Origin of the sequence: Coleofasciculus sp. F4-SAH-05 (assembly GCF_040222985.1) — a bacterium.
In the GTDB taxonomy this organism is placed as follows: domain Bacteria; phylum Cyanobacteriota; class Cyanobacteriia; order Cyanobacteriales; family Coleofasciculaceae; genus Coleofasciculus; species Coleofasciculus chthonoplastes.
This window is the reverse complement of record NZ_JAVKBY010000273.1, coordinates 1-14,845: the sequence shown is the minus strand read 5'-3', so window position 1 is coordinate 14,845 and position 14,845 is coordinate 1. Positions and strand designations below refer to the sequence as shown.

At 44.3% G+C, this 14,845-nt stretch carries 15 protein-coding genes and 2 pseudogenes; 15 read left to right on the top strand and 2 right to left on the bottom strand.

Annotated elements, in window-relative coordinates; genetic code table 11:
- Positions 1–241: 241 nt before the first annotated feature.
- From RIG27_RS33350 to RIG27_RS33325, 6 genes are all read left to right on the top strand, one after another.
- Positions 242–1,285, top strand: coding sequence for an HNH endonuclease (locus RIG27_RS33350; RefSeq protein WP_446351325.1), 1,044 nt, complete (start codon positions 242–244; stop codon positions 1,283–1,285).
- A gap of 348 nt (positions 1,286–1,633) precedes the next feature.
- Positions 1,634–2,281 carry a Uma2 family endonuclease gene (locus RIG27_RS33345; RefSeq protein ID WP_446351324.1) on the top strand — a complete coding sequence of 216 codons (648 nt, stop codon included), beginning with the start codon at positions 1,634–1,636 and terminating at the stop codon, positions 2,279–2,281.
- A gap of 50 nt (positions 2,282–2,331) precedes the next feature.
- Positions 2,332–2,715: a hypothetical protein gene (locus tag RIG27_RS33340; protein ID WP_446351323.1), complete on the top strand. Its 384-nt coding sequence runs from the start codon at positions 2,332–2,334 to the stop codon at positions 2,713–2,715.
- 11 nt (positions 2,716–2,726) lie between these two features.
- Complete coding sequence (locus RIG27_RS33335; protein WP_446351322.1) at positions 2,727–3,176, top strand: nucleic acid-binding protein; 450 nt, start codon at positions 2,727–2,729, stop codon at positions 3,174–3,176.
- 50 nt (positions 3,177–3,226) lie between these two features.
- The gene (locus RIG27_RS33330) at positions 3,227–3,445 is read left to right on the top strand and encodes a type II toxin-antitoxin system HicB family antitoxin (protein WP_446351321.1); all 219 of its coding nucleotides are present in this window, start codon (positions 3,227–3,229) and stop codon (positions 3,443–3,445) included.
- Between the two features lie 188 nt (positions 3,446–3,633).
- Positions 3,634–3,849 carry a type II toxin-antitoxin system HicA family toxin gene (locus RIG27_RS33325; protein ID WP_446351320.1) on the top strand — a complete coding sequence of 72 codons (216 nt, stop codon included), beginning with the start codon at positions 3,634–3,636 and terminating at the stop codon, positions 3,847–3,849.
- Positions 3,850–4,186: 337 nt separating this feature from the next.
- Here the strand turns inward: RIG27_RS33325 and RIG27_RS33320 are convergent, their stop codons facing one another.
- Positions 4,187–4,438 (bottom strand): hypothetical protein, encoded by a 252-nt coding sequence (locus RIG27_RS33320; protein WP_446348245.1) that lies wholly within the window; start codon positions 4,436–4,438, stop codon positions 4,187–4,189.
- Between the two features lie 167 nt (positions 4,439–4,605).
- On the opposite strand from RIG27_RS33320, the gene RIG27_RS33315 reads away from it, so the two are divergent.
- Complete coding sequence (locus RIG27_RS33315; protein WP_446348247.1) at positions 4,606–4,827, top strand: helix-turn-helix domain-containing protein; 222 nt, start codon at positions 4,606–4,608, stop codon at positions 4,825–4,827.
- A gap of 131 nt (positions 4,828–4,958) precedes the next feature.
- The gene (locus RIG27_RS33310; RefSeq protein WP_446351319.1) at positions 4,959–6,506 is read left to right on the top strand and encodes an alpha/beta hydrolase; all 1,548 of its coding nucleotides are present in this window, start codon (positions 4,959–4,961) and stop codon (positions 6,504–6,506) included.
- Between the two features lie 88 nt (positions 6,507–6,594).
- On the opposite strand, the gene RIG27_RS33305 is transcribed toward RIG27_RS33310, so the two are convergent.
- Positions 6,595–7,227, bottom strand: coding sequence for a TMEM165/GDT1 family protein (locus tag RIG27_RS33305; protein WP_446351318.1), 633 nt, complete (start codon positions 7,225–7,227; stop codon positions 6,595–6,597).
- A 957-nt stretch (positions 7,228–8,184) separates the two neighbouring features.
- Between RIG27_RS33305 and gap the strand changes: the two genes are divergently transcribed.
- The 7 genes and pseudogenes from gap to RIG27_RS33270 form a co-directional block, all read left to right on the top strand.
- Positions 8,185–9,207: a type I glyceraldehyde-3-phosphate dehydrogenase gene (gap, locus tag RIG27_RS33300; protein WP_446348253.1), complete on the top strand. Its 1,023-nt coding sequence runs from the start codon at positions 8,185–8,187 to the stop codon at positions 9,205–9,207.
- A gap of 197 nt (positions 9,208–9,404) precedes the next feature.
- On the top strand, positions 9,405–9,539 hold the full coding sequence (locus RIG27_RS33295; protein WP_446351317.1) for a histidine phosphatase family protein: 135 nt from the start codon (positions 9,405–9,407) through the stop codon (positions 9,537–9,539).
- On the top strand, positions 9,514–9,702 hold the full coding sequence (locus RIG27_RS33290) for a hypothetical protein (RefSeq protein ID WP_446351316.1): 189 nt from the start codon (positions 9,514–9,516) through the stop codon (positions 9,700–9,702). Before RIG27_RS33295 ends, RIG27_RS33290 begins: the two co-directional genes overlap by 26 nt.
- A 235-nt stretch (positions 9,703–9,937) precedes the next feature.
- Positions 9,938–10,388, top strand: a pseudogene (locus RIG27_RS33285) (RNA-guided endonuclease InsQ/TnpB family protein); the annotation flags it as partial.
- Between the two features lie 400 nt (positions 10,389–10,788).
- The gene (locus RIG27_RS33280; RefSeq protein WP_446351315.1) at positions 10,789–14,190 is read left to right on the top strand and encodes a PAS domain S-box protein; all 3,402 of its coding nucleotides are present in this window, start codon (positions 10,789–10,791) and stop codon (positions 14,188–14,190) included.
- A gap of 47 nt (positions 14,191–14,237) precedes the next feature.
- Positions 14,238–14,642 carry a response regulator gene (locus RIG27_RS33275; protein ID WP_446348887.1) on the top strand — a complete coding sequence of 135 codons (405 nt, stop codon included), beginning with the start codon at positions 14,238–14,240 and terminating at the stop codon, positions 14,640–14,642.
- Positions 14,606–14,845: pseudogene (locus RIG27_RS33270) on the top strand (hypothetical protein); the annotation flags it as partial. The gene RIG27_RS33275 and the pseudogene RIG27_RS33270, both read left to right, overlap by 37 nt.

Sequence of the window (14,845 nt, the reverse complement as noted above, 5' to 3'; positions counted from 1 at the left end):
GAACCTACTCCAGTACAAAGAAAGGCTTTAGATTTATTGGGTGTCAGCCTGATTTGTACCCAGTGAAGCCGAAAGACAAATCGCCCTAAGCCGGGACATGCATACGGTGTAGCGATTTGTCAAAGGGGAACTTCAGGTTAAGGTAGGGGAAGAGTAGAAGAAGGTGGTGTTTCTATTTAAGGTGATTTTGCCTGAATTGCCTGTAAGCTATATTGGCTATTGAAATATATAGGACTAAACCATGGCTGCCACAAAGCCGACTACAGTCAGTGAGATAGTATTTGAACAAAGAGACTCTGAAATATTTAAGATACCTGATACAAGAACACGTCTCGACACTTTACAAAAGTATTTCTTTCCTCGCCTAGAAGTATTACTTAGACATACTTTAGATGTAATACAAACAGTCTATGATGTAAATCCCTATGAGCGAATGACCTTTGTTTACGCTCCAAGTCACAGGAAAACAGCACGTCAGAATTTTGACCATGGTCAAGTGCATATTGGATTGTCTGGGAAGCGTAGAACAGATAGGACACTTACCATCAAACGTCGAGACGGAAAGCCATTTTTATTCCATCCAACTCGTCTTACATATAGTGTAGACTCAAAAGGAGGGTTGTTTGTCAAACTAATCCCATTTAACCAAGGAGTAGATCCTCAATTTGTCTCTGCTGTCGCTGATTTAATTCGCGATAATCTTGATACACTTTCTCCAATTTTTGCCCTTACTCATATTTCACACAGTAGTGCTGAACAATTTGTCCATATCAAAAATGCTTTTACAGATGAAGAAGTGGGATATGACGGAATTAGACTATTATCTCCTCTGCACTACTTCCCGCTCAACATCAATCGCGGTCTTGTTAATCTAATTTTGGCATTTATAGCTCTCTATCCTTTGCTGGATTCTCTATTCTGTATTGCAGAAGGCGAACTACCTAAACTGTCTCAAATGCTTAAAAATTTTAAGAACTGGTATCTCTCAGATGAGGAAGAATATGAAGAAAAACTAGACTCTAATGATGAAAGCAGTGATTTCACGGACTTACCAGAGTTAGAAAGTTATTCCTTTGTCAGAGCAGGTCTATGGTGGTCTGTTCTAGCTCGTGATAAATGGAAGTGTTGTAGTTGTGGGCGATCAGCAAAAGATGGAATAACGCTGCACGTCGATCATATTAAGCCTCGTTCATTAGGCGGTACGGACGATATAAAAAACCTTCAAACATTATGCTTAAAATGTAACATTGGTAAGAGTAATAAAGACAGTACGGATTTGAGATGAAAAAAAGGGTAATTACGTGGAAGAGATAGAGGTGCGATTACACTCCCCCGTATTCCGAAAAAACCTAACCCCCTAACCCCCTTCCCTGCGAGGGAAGGGGGAACAAGAGTTCCAGCATTCCGGCTCCCCTCTCCTTGCAGGGAAAGAGGAACAAGAATTCCGCTATTCCGGCTCCCTTCTCAAGAGTAGAAGAGGGGCTGGGGGAGAGGTTAATCCATGCGATCGCATTACATTACTAATATGACTCAAAAACCCTTAACCTAGATGAAAGCAGAGGTCTTACAGTAATTAAAGTAGAGTGGACTATGCCCACCTTACTGTTCCAGTATTGAAGATGGAGCTAATGCAATGCTATTGGAATTAAAGCGATTTAATATACCACCCGGTCATAAAGTCTTTCTAGAGGATGTAAACTGGCAAGAATTTGAAACTATTTTAGAAGAGTTAGGAGAACATCGGGCGTCAAGAGTCGCCTATGAGAACGGACTATTAGAAATTATGACGCCCTTACCAGAGCATGAAACCAGTAAATTGTTTATCACTGATTTTATTGGGATTCTTCTGGAAGAACTAGATATTGATTTTTATCCGCTTGGTTCTACTACCTTTAAAAATGAGGATATGCTCAAAGGCATAGAACCCGATAACTGCTTTTATATTCAAAATGAAGCCGCAGTAAGAGGAAAGGAACGATTAGACTTATCCGTCGATCCCCCTCCAGACTTAGCTTTAGAGATAGATGTAACGTCTCGCACTCATCCGAGTATTTATGAAGCTTTAGGAGTGCCTGAGCTTTGGCGATTTGAGAAGGGCAAGTTACAGATTAATGTATTACAGGATGGGCAGTATATCGAGTCAGGGTTTAGTCCGATTTTTCCTAACCTACCACTTGTTGAGGTAATTCCCCAATATTTGAGCCAGGTAAAGACTGAGGGTAGGAATAAGACGATGAGAGCTTTTCGAGCTTGGGTACGGGAACAAATTACAGGAGAATGAAATTTTAGCGAGTTGTTAAGGTAGAAAAAGATGAAGTCAAGGAGGAAACCATGCCTGAGCAAGACTTAAGTAATGTAGCCAACACACCAAGTACCGAAGGCAGTTCCCAAGAAGACAACTCTGCTGTAAGCGACAATCACGTTTTAGCCAAGTTAATTCTTGAAATTCAGCAAACGCCAGAAGAGTATTTACCGAATTTACTGCAAATCGTGCGCCTATTCCGTGAAAGCGTGACAATGAAGCCAGTGCGATCGCAGGTTTCGGAACAGGCAATGGACGAAATTAAGAATCCTGATCCTGTAAAGAAATCAGTACGACAGATTGCGCTGAGTGAATTATTGCGATCGTGGCGAGAGGAAGGAGATGAGCAGGAGCAAAAAGAAACTTGGGAAATTCTAGAGAAAGCTTTAGATGAAGACGGTGTTTCTATTTAATCAACCATTCCATGAGCAGAGTAGTTTTGCTAGATTCTGGCCCATTAGGGATGGTAACTAACCCTAGAGCTACACCCATATCTTTGGAGTGCCAACTTTGGTTTGATTCTTTGGAATCAAGAGGCTACGAGGCTATGTTACCCGAAATCGCTGATTATGAGGTGAGGCGCGAATTGCTTCGAGTTGGGAAGGTGGTGAGTATCAGACGACTCGATCAACTCAAAGCTGCAATTACCTACCGCCCTATTACTACAGCAGTAATGCTCAAAGCGGCTGAACTTTGGGCAGAAGCACGAAGAAGAGGAAAACCAACGGCAGATTCCAAAGCACTGGATGGGGATGTGATTTTGGCGGCTCAGGCTATATTGGTGGAAGAGGAGGGAAATGAAGTGATAGTTGCTACAACTAATGTGAGGCATCTGTCTGAGTTCGTTGATGCCCGTGAATGGCGACTAATCTAGATTATGCTAGTATTAGCAACCAAGTCTATTCTTTTTATAAAAAATTAGAGATGAAATCGCTACAAGAATATATTAGTATTATTCGTCCTGATGACAATGGCACATTTGTAGCATATGTGCCAGCAATTCCGAGTTGTCATGCTTGGGGACGAACGCCAGATGAAGCACTTAATGAGCTGGCTTGTGTGTTTGAGATGATTAAAGAAGAGTACGAAGAAGAGGGACGGCTATTGCCTTCAGAGGTTGAAATAATGACCGTCAGCGCTTAGGAAACTGAGGTAGATCTCTCTTAGAGAAATCCTCCTACTCAGATAAAAACATCTAACCAATTTGCATTTAGGTTGACTTGGCATACAGTTAGGTTTACTATAGTTATAGAACCTAGACAACTTAATAGTGTATGCAAAGGAAGTGTATTCACCTTGCCACCTAACGTAATTTAGGTTAAAACAACGAAATGCAAGCTAAAGTGAGTACCCTAGAGAAAGTCCTCAAGCGTCTTGGTTTTCAGAAGGTGAAGAAGAAGTGTGCACATGCTCGATGGAAGCATCCAGATGGACGAGCAACTACTGTCCCAAATCACGGTTGTAATGAAGTTGGAGGTTGGCTGCTTGATAGAATTCTAAAGGAGGATATTAAGATAACTGAAGCAGAATTTAATGACTTAACATAAGTAAAACATATAATTATATATTAAAAATCGGAAAAATTCTTACATTGGAGATAAAGATCATAAAAGAAATGTCATAGGCGTTAGTTGACTCCAAGTTGTCTAGGTGCATTTAGCAAATGTGGCAATAAGTATACTTCCTCTGGCATACATATATATAGTTAAACCTGTTCCTTAGCTTTAGGAGGGGGTTTTTTAGTCTAAATGTCATCGTCCCTTGCCTCCCAGCACTATAAGGACTATCGCTTCCCCACTTCGGGAGGGGTCACTCTTAGCGAGCGCCCCTTGACTCCAGAAATGCGATCGCACTCTCGTATCCAGGACATGCGATCGCCTCCCCTCATCCTCCAATAACCGCTTTTTGCGCCGTTGCTAGAGACACAGATACGGTTTCCTCATCCGGTTGCGGGTCAAATACCACGACAAACGACGCATGAGGTATAAGCTGACGCAGACACCGCAAATGACCATCCGCATCAGACCGACTGCGGAACCGACCCACGATCGTTCGTTGCATATTCGGTAGGAGTTGAGCGATCGCCCACGGAGTTAGCCGTTGTCGGTAAGTGATTTGATTGGAATTGTATGGCATGATTAGATAGTCCGTAAGGAACAAAGGAAAGGGCGTTAGTCAGTCTCTTGGTGGGGATGTACTAACGCTTTTTCTTTTATGATTAAAGAGCCATACACAATATTTGTCAATTGTCAATACTTGACGCTAAGTTTTAACGCTACTTTAGTGGGAACATTCAGTCACTTATGAACCTGAGAGCCTTGAGAAAACGCGCAGGGCTGATTATCCGTAATGTCGCTCGTGAACTAAAATGCTCCGAATCTTCAATCCGCAACTGGGAAAAGGGGAGAACAACACCAATGATGGAAGTTTGGCAAGTATTCCGCTTGCGTGACTTGTATCAATGCACGGAAGAAGAGTTAGTGCAGGCGGTCAAAGAGTCGATGCTAGAAGAAACACAGCCGTGATGTTTAGGAAGTGCGATCGCACCTTACCCTCTCAGCCTCTAGGATTGAGACAGGGCGCGTAGGATGGAGTGTTCCCTACCTTACTGGTAGAGACAAGATAAAATATCTACAAAGCCGCAACCCGCTACTATATGGTGCATCCCATTCTCGACCAACCCGATATTTTGCAAATCCTGTTCCATCCTAAACCGGACACAACAGGCAAACCGCGATCGCCAAATATCCACCTCATTGAGGTTGAAGTCGAACCGAGACTCTTTCTCAGAGGACGATTATACGCCGCCGCTAGCAATTCACCAGCGATTCTATTTTTCCATGGCAACGGTGAAATTGCGGCTGAATACGATAGTATCGCCAAAATTTTCACTGTCTTGGGCATTACCATGTTAGTGATTGACTATCGGGGCTATGGTCAAAGTGATGGCACATCCACCACCTCTAATCTCCTGGCTGATTCCCTCAAGGTATTCGGCGCTTTTGGCAATATTTTAACGGCGCATCAACTGTTTCCCCAACGACTTTATGTGATGGGGCGCAGTCTGGGTAGTGCTCCCGCCATTGCTGTTGCTAATTGCGCTCAAGATCAATTAGCCGGACTGATTATTGATAGTGGCTTTGCTGATACCTTTGCCTTGCTTAAACGTCTTGGCTGGCAGGGGAGAGGGAATGAAGACGAGCGTTTGGGAGTTAGGAATACCGAGAAAATTAGCCAAATTCTTGTGCCAACATTGATTATTCATGGTGAGAAAGATTCGTTAATTCCGCCGCAACAAGGAGAAAAACTTTACAACGCCTGTGCCGCTCCAAATAAGCAGTTGATCCGGATTAAAAATGCGGGTCATAACACCTTGCTCCGCATGGGGATGTGGCAATACTTTGAAGTGATCCAGAAATTTGTCCTCAGTAAATTAGTGTTAGACGAAGCCTCACTATTGCAGTTACTATTACGTCCCCGGCTAAATAATCAGATTACGCCTCTGGAACTCTACCCCGTGACTGTCGCTGTTGACTCTCAGGTAAAGGTTCAAGGAATCCTCTACCCAGCGGCAACTGATGCCCCAGTTATTCTCTATTTCCCTAATATTAATGAGTTGGCAGTGGATTGTAATTCTATTGCCAAGTTATATCGGCGGATCGGAGTGACATTATTGGTGTTTGATTACCGGGGTAATGGTGTCAGTGAAGGTCAAGCCACATCCAGTAATGTGTTAACGGATGCGGTAACGATCTTTAACCAGGTTGGTGATATTTTACAGTCAAAAGGGCTTTCCCCAGAGCAACTCTATGTTCTAGGGCGAAGTCTGGGAAGTGCCGCCGCGATTGAAGTGGCAAGGCAAGCGGGAACTCAATTGGCGGGGTTAATTATTGAAAGTGGTTTTGCTCAGCAGTTTCCGCAATTGTCTTATTTGGATACCTCGGCGGTAGACACCAAGGTTACAGGTGATGTTTTTGGCAATCTACAGAAGATGGGAGAAATTACGATCCCATCTCTAATTATTCATGGGCGAAAAGATACCGTCATTCCTGTTTCTGAAGGGCAAGAACTTTACTACTACTGTGCCGCACAAGATAAAAAGCTGGTGCTGATTGAAAATGCGGGTCACAATATTAGAATCTCTCTGGATCACAAGCAGTTTTTTAATGCCATTCAGCAATTTGTTGGCAATTCAGAGCCATAATCAGTAGTATTATAGCAACCGCCATAGCTGTTAGGACACATCATTTATGTAGAGACGTTGCATGCAACGTCTCTACAATGGTGACTTGTTACAACATCGCCATGACACCGAAAATCAGAAATAATACGCCTCCTAATGCTGTTACCAACCGTTCAGAAATTCGTCCTGCAATTAACCGTCCACCAATTACTGCGATCGCGGTGCAAATCCCATGACCTAAAATCGCCCCGACAGTAACGCCAACAGGTTGATGGGCGGCGGCTAAAGCGATGGTGCTAATTTGGGTGCGATCGCCCCACTCCGCCAGAAATGTCATAGTAAAGGCTTGCAGTAGAATAGCGAAATTGCCAGACTGTAACTTATCTTTGCCTGAACCTGCGATCGCGCCATCCTGATTCTGCTTGGCGACTTCCACCGCCGCTTCCTTTGCGCCTGTATTTTTAGCTTGAGCGGGCATTTTACTGGCATCATACAATAGTTTGAAGCCAAATCCTAAAAATAAGGCAATTTCCCCATAATTGATATAGTATTCAGGCAGCAACGACACCACCTGTCCCAATAATACCGATAGTACTGTCATCGCTGCTAACGCCGCCAGAACTCCCAAAAAGACCAGCCGCCGCGAATAACGCATGGATAAGATAACGCCAATAAAAAACGTCTTATCCCCTAACTCAGAAATCGTAATTAGTAATAATCCGGCAGTAAATCCAGTTAACATTTTTACAAGCTCCTTAACCAATTGCCGTTGATGGAGCTTGATGAGAAAAGGCAGACCCCACCCAGCTCACATCAACTTGTGAACTCAGTGAAAGTCTCGCTACCAAGGAACTAACTATTCAGATCAGATTCTGTAGATTAAAATGACCTGATGCTTCAATCCCTTGTCACCTGAACCAGGCTCATCACCAGTATGTTGATTCAGGTATCCTGGTAATCTTTTACCAGGAGCTACTCCCTTTCCTTCTTTTTTAAGATAGCATAATTTATTTTTTTATCGAATATTCTCAGAGATTCAATTCAGAAGCTATTTTCCATATCTATTCATTTTTAATTCATATTTATTTCATCTTTTAAAGTAAGTAGTCTAACAAAATTCCTTAATATACCGTAGGGTGGGCAATGCCCACCAGCCAAAATATCAGTGACCTTCTACTTAAGGCAGCTTTGAATTAGATATTCGACATCTTGAAGAAGTCAGGACTCTGATCAAACCCGATCCAGTTTCCATAGCACTACTTGCACAAAAGCGAAAGATTACCTTCTCTTAACGTTATCTTGTTATAATATAAGTTTTTCTCAATCGTAGAGATAGACACAGGCAACATCCGTCTATACCTGATCAGCTTGACTAAATTTTCAGTATCAGTGGTAGCAAATTTAGGTTCAAAGTCCTGGACAATGATTCTCCACAAACCAATTGACGAATCTTGCCGAAACCTGCAAGCTTGAAAAGAACTGACAATCCGTCTATAAACAGTAAAGGATAGCTAACCGTTAATTAGGGAGCAGTCTAAAGAAAACCTAAACAAGACGCAGGTAGAGTTCATGTCAGATGGTCAGACGAATACTGCTGAGAACACTGACATTAGCTGATACTTAGTCTGCTCCCCTTTGACGCTGTACCCTAGAGCATACCCTGGCATACTCTGTACAACTTAACCAAAAGGAGAATTTCATGGCACCTATCAAAGTCGGCATTAATGGATTTGGTCGCATTGGACGCCTAGTTTTCCGGGCTGGACTAGAAAACCCCAATATCGAGTTTTGCTGCATTAACGACCTGGTTCCGCCAGAGAGTATCGCCTATTTGTTAAAGTACGACTCCACCCATGGTCGGTTCAACGGTACGGTAGAAGCCAAAGCCGATGCCATTGTGGTCAATGATCAGGTAATCCCCTGCGTCTCGATCAAGAATCCAGAGGAACTACCCTGGGGGAAATACGGCGTCGAGTATGTGGTTGAGTCCACAGGTCTATTTACCACGTATGACGGTGCATCCAAGCACCTCACCGCCGGGGCGAAGCGAGTCGTCATCTCGGCTCCCACCAAAGAAAAAGACCCGGAAAAAGTCCCTACGCTCTTGATGGGTGTAAATCATCAGAGCTACGATCCCAACAAGCATACGGTTGTATCCAACGCCAGTTGTACTACCAACTGCCTCGCTCCCATTGCCAAAGTCATTCAAGACAACTTTGGTTTTGCAGAAGGTTTAATGACCACCGTTCACGCCATGACGGCTACCCAACCCACCGTAGACGGACCGAGTAAGAAAGACTTGCGGGCTGGACGTAGTGCGGCTCAAAACATTATCCCCGCCTCTACCGGTGCAGCCAAAGCTGTTACCTTGGTTCTACCTGAACTCAAAGGTAAACTCACCGGGATGGCATTCCGCGTACCCACGCCCGATGTCTCGGTGGTTGACCTCACCTTCCGTACTGATAAAGCCACCAGCTATCAAGAAATCTGTGACGCGATGAAGAAAGCCTCGGAAGGAGAACTCAAAGGGGTTCTGGGATATACAGATGACTCCGTGGTGTCCACAGACTTCACCACTGATCCCCGTTCTAGCATCTTTGATGCGGGGGCGGGTATGGAACTCAACTCCAACTTCTTCAAAGTCGTGGCTTGGTATGATAACGAGTGGGGCTATTCTAATCGCATGATTGACCTCATCCTGTCCATGGCAGCGCAAGGGTAAGTAGCGGTAGAACATCCTCGACAAAATCTATCTTGGGTAGGGGTACAGCAAAGACAAAGGCTTGCTTTAATCAAACCAAGTTGCTACCCCCAACAAGGGCGGGTGTGAGTAAAGTTATCGGACATCGACAAAACTTTGCTCTGTTAAACCCGCCCCTGTAGCCCTGTAGCCCTGTAGTTTTGCAAAACTAATCAACTATGGCAAAGCTGATTCTCGTTCGTCACGGACAAAGTATGTGGAACGCCGCCAATCGTTTTACGGGTTGGGTGGACGTTCCCCTCAGTCGTAAATTTCCAAAGTCGGATCATGACCCACCTCAAGCACAGGGATAATGTTTTAGTCTCTGCCCATGGCAATTCCCTGCGTTCAATTGTCATGGTTCTGGATGATCTCAACGAACAAGAGGTTCCAAATCTGAATTTGGCAACAGGTATTCCTCTGGTCTATGACATTGATGCAGATGGCAAGGTCGTAGGTAAAGAAATTTTGGATTGACGAATGACAATTGACAATTGTTTGACAATTCTGAAACTGATTCCGTAAAATCGTATTTTTTTATCTTAGTAGGGGGTTTGGGGGCGTTGTAAGACCCACGCTGTAATTTTAATGAGCGCGTTGGGATACACAACTCCCCCAAGTTAATTTAGGTGACTCAACGTTACCTAAATTAACATTTAACAGTACACGACTAGCCAGTAAATGTTATATAATAGCGGTATGCTGACATTATTTGCATCGTCCTATTCCTTATGGTTTTACAGTTAAGCAAGTACGAATCATACGAAAAGCTGACCGATGGTATGCATCTATCAATATTCAATGCGATGTCAGTATCCCTGACCCTAAGCCCCATGGATATCCGATTGGAGTAGACGTGGGCTTAGATAAGTTTTTAGCTACCAGTGATGGAGTTGTTGTCGAACCGCCTAAGTTTTTTAAGAAACTACAGAGCAAGCTGAAATTGCTGCAACACAGGCTATCCAGGAAAACAAAGCGGTCTAAAAATTACGAAAAACAGCGCCTTAAGGTAGCTCGACTTCACCACCAAATTGATAAGACCAGAAAAGATTTTCATTTTAAACAAGCGCACGCCCTTTGCGACGCGGGTGATATGGTTTTCATGGAAGACCTTAATTACCGCATTACCGAAGAGAGGGTTTCTTGGGAAACAGATGTTGGATATGTAATCTATGATGAGCGCGTTGGGATACACTGGACTCCCCCAACATCAATGTGGTAAACTCACTTGCATAATCCTGATGATGCATCTGCTCACAAAGCTAGTTGAAATTGCTGCACCGTGAGCTGAGCAACGGATTCGATGGTCAACACCGAGGCAAATAAAACTAACCAGTACCGCCCTTGCTAGCGGGAAAGGAAACTGCCTGTGCAGACGATCTCCCGGGGGTTGGCGAAAGCCAAAACTAGGCAAGTGTCGAAATTCCCTGAGCTTCGACAGGCTCAGCTACCGCGTAGCAGAAGGGAAATAACCAGGAAATCCTCAAAGTGATTTGAGGAAGCCCCCACCATAATCTTTGATTTGGTGGGGGAGGATGTCACAGCCAGATCAAGGATACAGTGATGACAGAACCTTTTGCGGATGTCTTTTGGTTGACCTCGGTGAATCGGCATCAATTATTATATGTCAATGGGGCGGCTGAGCAGATGTGGGGTCACACTCCTGAACAATTATTGAGTCATCCAGGAGGGTATCTACAGTGTATCCTCAATGGGATTGAGCCAAGGGATCGAGAGCGAGTGGCGGCGGCTTGGACGCAACCCCCTGGGAGTGAAGTCCCGCAAGAGTATCGAATTGTAAAATCCGATGGCTCAATCCGATGGGTGCGATCGCGCTCTTTTATCTTGCCGAATCCCTGGGGGAAAAGCCAGACAGATGTTCCTCAAATCCTCCTCGCCACGATTACTGAAGATATTACCGAAGACAAACAGGTTAAGGACACGCTCAATCAGCGAGAACAAGAATTTCAAGCCCTACTGGATCATTCGCCCGATATTGTCGCTCGATTTGACCGCCATTTGCGTCATGTCTACGTCAACCCCGTTATTGAACAGGAAACCGGTATCCCCTATCAGGACTTTCTGGGGAAAACCCACCGGGAATTAGGATTACCTGAATCGGTTATCCCCGTGTGGGAGGAATCCTTACAAACGGTGTTCCAAAAGGGTGAGGAAAATGAGAGTGAATTCACGTTCTTGACTCCCCATGGACAACGGTATTATCAATCCCGTCTGGTTCCCGAATTTGCCCCAGATGGTTCCGTCGAATTTGTCCTCAGCCTGTGCCGCGATATTACCGACATTCAGCAGGCTCAACAAGCGGTGCAGGAGAGTGAAGCCCGTTTCCGCACGGTATTTGAGTTGGCACCTATTGGGATGGCGATCGCGAATACTCAAGGGCGGGTTATGCATACCAATCAGGCGATGCAAGATATCCTCGGCTACAGGGCTGACCAATTATTAAATCAGTCGTTCCATCTATTTATCCATCCCGATGATCTGACACAGTGCTATCAAGATTTACATAAATTGATCACTGGGGAAATCACTCACCTAAACGCTGAAAAACGCTATATTCATCACCAAGGTCATGTAGTCTGGGTGCATGTGTCGGCGTCAGCCGTTCGTGGCGCGAATGGGTTATCTGAGTACACGATTGCCCTGATTCAAGATATTAGCGATCGCAAACAAGCGGAATTCCTGCTGCAAGAGGCTCATCTCAATTTAGAACAACGGGTTAGCGAACGCACCGCCGAACTCGAACAAACAAATACCCGCCTCCAGCAAGAAATTACTCACCGTCAGACCATAGAGATACAATTACAACAAGCCAAGGAGCAACTGCAAGCGGTTTTGGATGCAGTACCCGGTTGCGTCTCCTGGATGAGTCGCCAAGGACGATATCTGGGAGTTAATCAATTTTTGGCAGATATGTTCAACCTGTCACCGGACGACTTTGTTGGTCAACCCCTAGGTTTTCTCAATAATAATCCGACATTTGTCAACTATATTGAGCAGTTTATCGCGAGTTCGGTTCAAACTGACCAAAAGATCCTGGAAAATAACATCAATGGTTCCTGTCACTATCACCTCATTGCGACGCAAAAATATCAGCAAGGAACCAATATTGTTTGTGTGGGCATTGATGTCACTCAGAGCCAAAAAGCCCAGCAAGCCCTGCAAAACCAAAAGGATTTCCTGCAAACCATTATTGACACCAACCCCAATATAATTTATGTCAAAGACAAAGACGGTCAGTATATTTTAGCCAATCGCAGGTTTGCCGAACATCGGGGGATTCCTGTCGAGGAATTGCTGGGAAAAACAACCGCCCAACTCCATCATGATGCAGTAGATGTGGAACGCTTACTGGCTGAAGATCAAGAGATATTGACCAGCTTACAGCCGAAGTTCATTCCTGAAGAGTTTTCCTGGGATCAAAACGGTGAAATTCGCTGGTATCAAACCATTAAAACTCCGTTGGTGGCTCCAGATGGACAGGTGACTCAAGTTCTCGGTGTGAGTACCGATATCACCGCCCGTAAACTGGCAGAGGATCTCTTACAACAAAGTGAAGCCCGCTTACGTCTTGCCCTCGATGCCGCCCAGATGGCAAAGTGGGATTGGAATTTGCAAACCGGAATGATTACTTGGTCTTATCGCTTAGAACAACTCTATGGATTGGCATTTGATCGTCCAGAAATTCCCTACGAAACCTTTTTAGAAAAGGTTCACCCAGACGATCAGGAACTGGTCAAGCAAAGTATGAAATGGGCGATTCAAACGGGGGAGGATTATGACCTTGAATATCGAATTATTTGGCCCGATCAGATTGTGCGCTGGATTCAAAGCAAAGGTCAGATTATTTATGACAAAACCGATCAGCCTATCTGGACAATTGGGCTGAACCTAGATGTGACAGAACGTAAGCTGGCTGAAGAACAGCTACGTCAGCGGGAAGAACAATTACGGTTAGCCCTAGATGCGGCGCGTATGGGATTCTGGGATAGAAACCTGGAGACGGAACAAATTACCTGTTCCTATCACCTGCAACACCTGTATGGATTAGATGCCAAAACCACGCAGATTAGCTACAAAACGTTTCTGGAAATGGTTCATCCCGATGATCGCGATCGCGTTCACCAAGCGGATCGACGAGCGATTGATGAGCAGGAATATTGCTATGATATTGAATTTCGGATTATCAGAACCGATGGTAACCTGCGTTGGGTGGAAAGCAAATCTCAGGTATTTTACGATGAAACAAGTCAGCCTGTGCGGATGATGGGAATTAATCTGGATATCACGGAGCGCAAGCAAGCTGAAATCCAAATTCAAGCCTCTTTGCGGGAAAAAGAAGTCTTGCTCCAGGAAATTCACCATCGGGTTAAAAATAATTTGCAGGTGATTTCCAGTCTGTTGGATTTACAATCTCAGTACATTACCGATCCAACCACGGTGGAACTGTTCCAGGAAAGTCAGAATCGGGTTAAGTCAATGGCGTTGGTTCATGATAAATTGTATCAGTCTCAAGATTTTGCCCGGATCAATTTTGCCGAGTACATTGAGAATTTGACGAGTTATTTGTTTCAGATCTATGTTTTTGAATATAAGCAAGTTAACTTAGAATTTTATATTCATGAGGTTAATTTAACAATTGACACCGCTATTCCCTGTGGTTTGATTATTAGTGAATTAGTGTCTAATGCTCTCAAATATGCCTTTCCCAATGGTCAAAAAGGCACGATAGAGGTGATCCTGACCGCAGAATCTGAGGATCGATGTCATCTAACGGTCAAAGATAACGGCGTCGGATTTCCACCAGATATGGAATTTGCCAATCCTAAGTCATTAGGCTTACAATTAATTAATGTTCTGACTGAACAATTGGAGGGCAATCTAAGTTTTTCCCTGGATAAGGGAACCGAAGTAACTATTAGTTTTCCGATCGCAACATGTAACTAAACTGTAGATCAGCAGACCCTAATTATTTATATTTTTCGATCAAACAAATGGTTAAAGCGAAAATTTTAGTCGTGGAAGATGAGAGAGTTGTCGCTCTCAGCATTCAAAATCGACTGGAAGCCCTGGGATATATTGTAACCGCCAATGTGATATCTGCTGAAGCCGCGATCGCGGGAATCCCTCAAAATCCTCCCGACTTGGTGTTGATGGATATTCGGCTCAAAGGTAAGATCGATGGCATTGAAGCAGCGGCTCAAATGCGCCAACAGTTCCAACTGCCAGTCATCTATCTGACTGCCTATAACGATGAGGAAACGCTGGAGCGGGCTAAACTTACCGAACCCTATGGTTATTTGCTCAAGCCCTTTGAATCCAAAGATTTAGCCACCACGATTGAAGTGGCGCTCTACATAAAATGGAGCAACAGCTTCGGGAGCGAGAGCAATGGCTAGCTACGACGCTGAAAAGTATCGGTGATGCGGTTATTACCACCCGAATCGCAAGGGGCTACCCTTTCAACGAAGTAAGGGGTAGGGGGATAGCGGAAAATGCGAGGGGTCAATCCCCGAAGTATTTTCAATCTCTCTCTTTCTATCCCATGAGGTGGTATAGTTTAGCCATGAAACAAGTTCTCACAATAGTTGTAAAGCTCCAA

Coding starts and splice junctions, on each gene's coding strand:
- RIG27_RS33310 (WP_446351319.1), top strand. CDS start 4,959: ATGGTGCATCCCATTCTCGACCAACCCGATATTTTGCAAATCCTGTTC.
- RIG27_RS33295 (WP_446351317.1), top strand. CDS start 9,405: ATGGCAAAGCTGATTCTCGTTCGTCACGGACAAAGTATGTGGAACGCC.
- RIG27_RS33320 (WP_446348245.1), bottom strand. CDS start 4,438: ATGCCATACAATTCCAATCAAATCACTTACCGACAACGGCTAACTCCG.
- RIG27_RS33340 (WP_446351323.1), top strand. CDS start 2,332: ATGCCTGAGCAAGACTTAAGTAATGTAGCCAACACACCAAGTACCGAA.
- gap (WP_446348253.1), top strand. CDS start 8,185: ATGGCACCTATCAAAGTCGGCATTAATGGATTTGGTCGCATTGGACGC.
- RIG27_RS33345 (WP_446351324.1), top strand. CDS start 1,634: ATGCTATTGGAATTAAAGCGATTTAATATACCACCCGGTCATAAAGTC.
- RIG27_RS33280 (WP_446351315.1), top strand. CDS start 10,789: ATGACAGAACCTTTTGCGGATGTCTTTTGGTTGACCTCGGTGAATCGG.
- RIG27_RS33325 (WP_446351320.1), top strand. CDS start 3,634: ATGCAAGCTAAAGTGAGTACCCTAGAGAAAGTCCTCAAGCGTCTTGGT.
- RIG27_RS33350 (WP_446351325.1), top strand. CDS start 242: ATGGCTGCCACAAAGCCGACTACAGTCAGTGAGATAGTATTTGAACAA.
- RIG27_RS33275 (WP_446348887.1), top strand. CDS start 14,238: ATGGTTAAAGCGAAAATTTTAGTCGTGGAAGATGAGAGAGTTGTCGCT.
- RIG27_RS33305 (WP_446351318.1), bottom strand. CDS start 7,227: ATGTTAACTGGATTTACTGCCGGATTATTACTAATTACGATTTCTGAG.
- RIG27_RS33290 (WP_446351316.1), top strand. CDS start 9,514: ATGACCCACCTCAAGCACAGGGATAATGTTTTAGTCTCTGCCCATGGC.
- RIG27_RS33315 (WP_446348247.1), top strand. CDS start 4,606: ATGAACCTGAGAGCCTTGAGAAAACGCGCAGGGCTGATTATCCGTAAT.
- RIG27_RS33330 (WP_446351321.1), top strand. CDS start 3,227: ATGAAATCGCTACAAGAATATATTAGTATTATTCGTCCTGATGACAAT.
- RIG27_RS33335 (WP_446351322.1), top strand. CDS start 2,727: ATGAGCAGAGTAGTTTTGCTAGATTCTGGCCCATTAGGGATGGTAACT.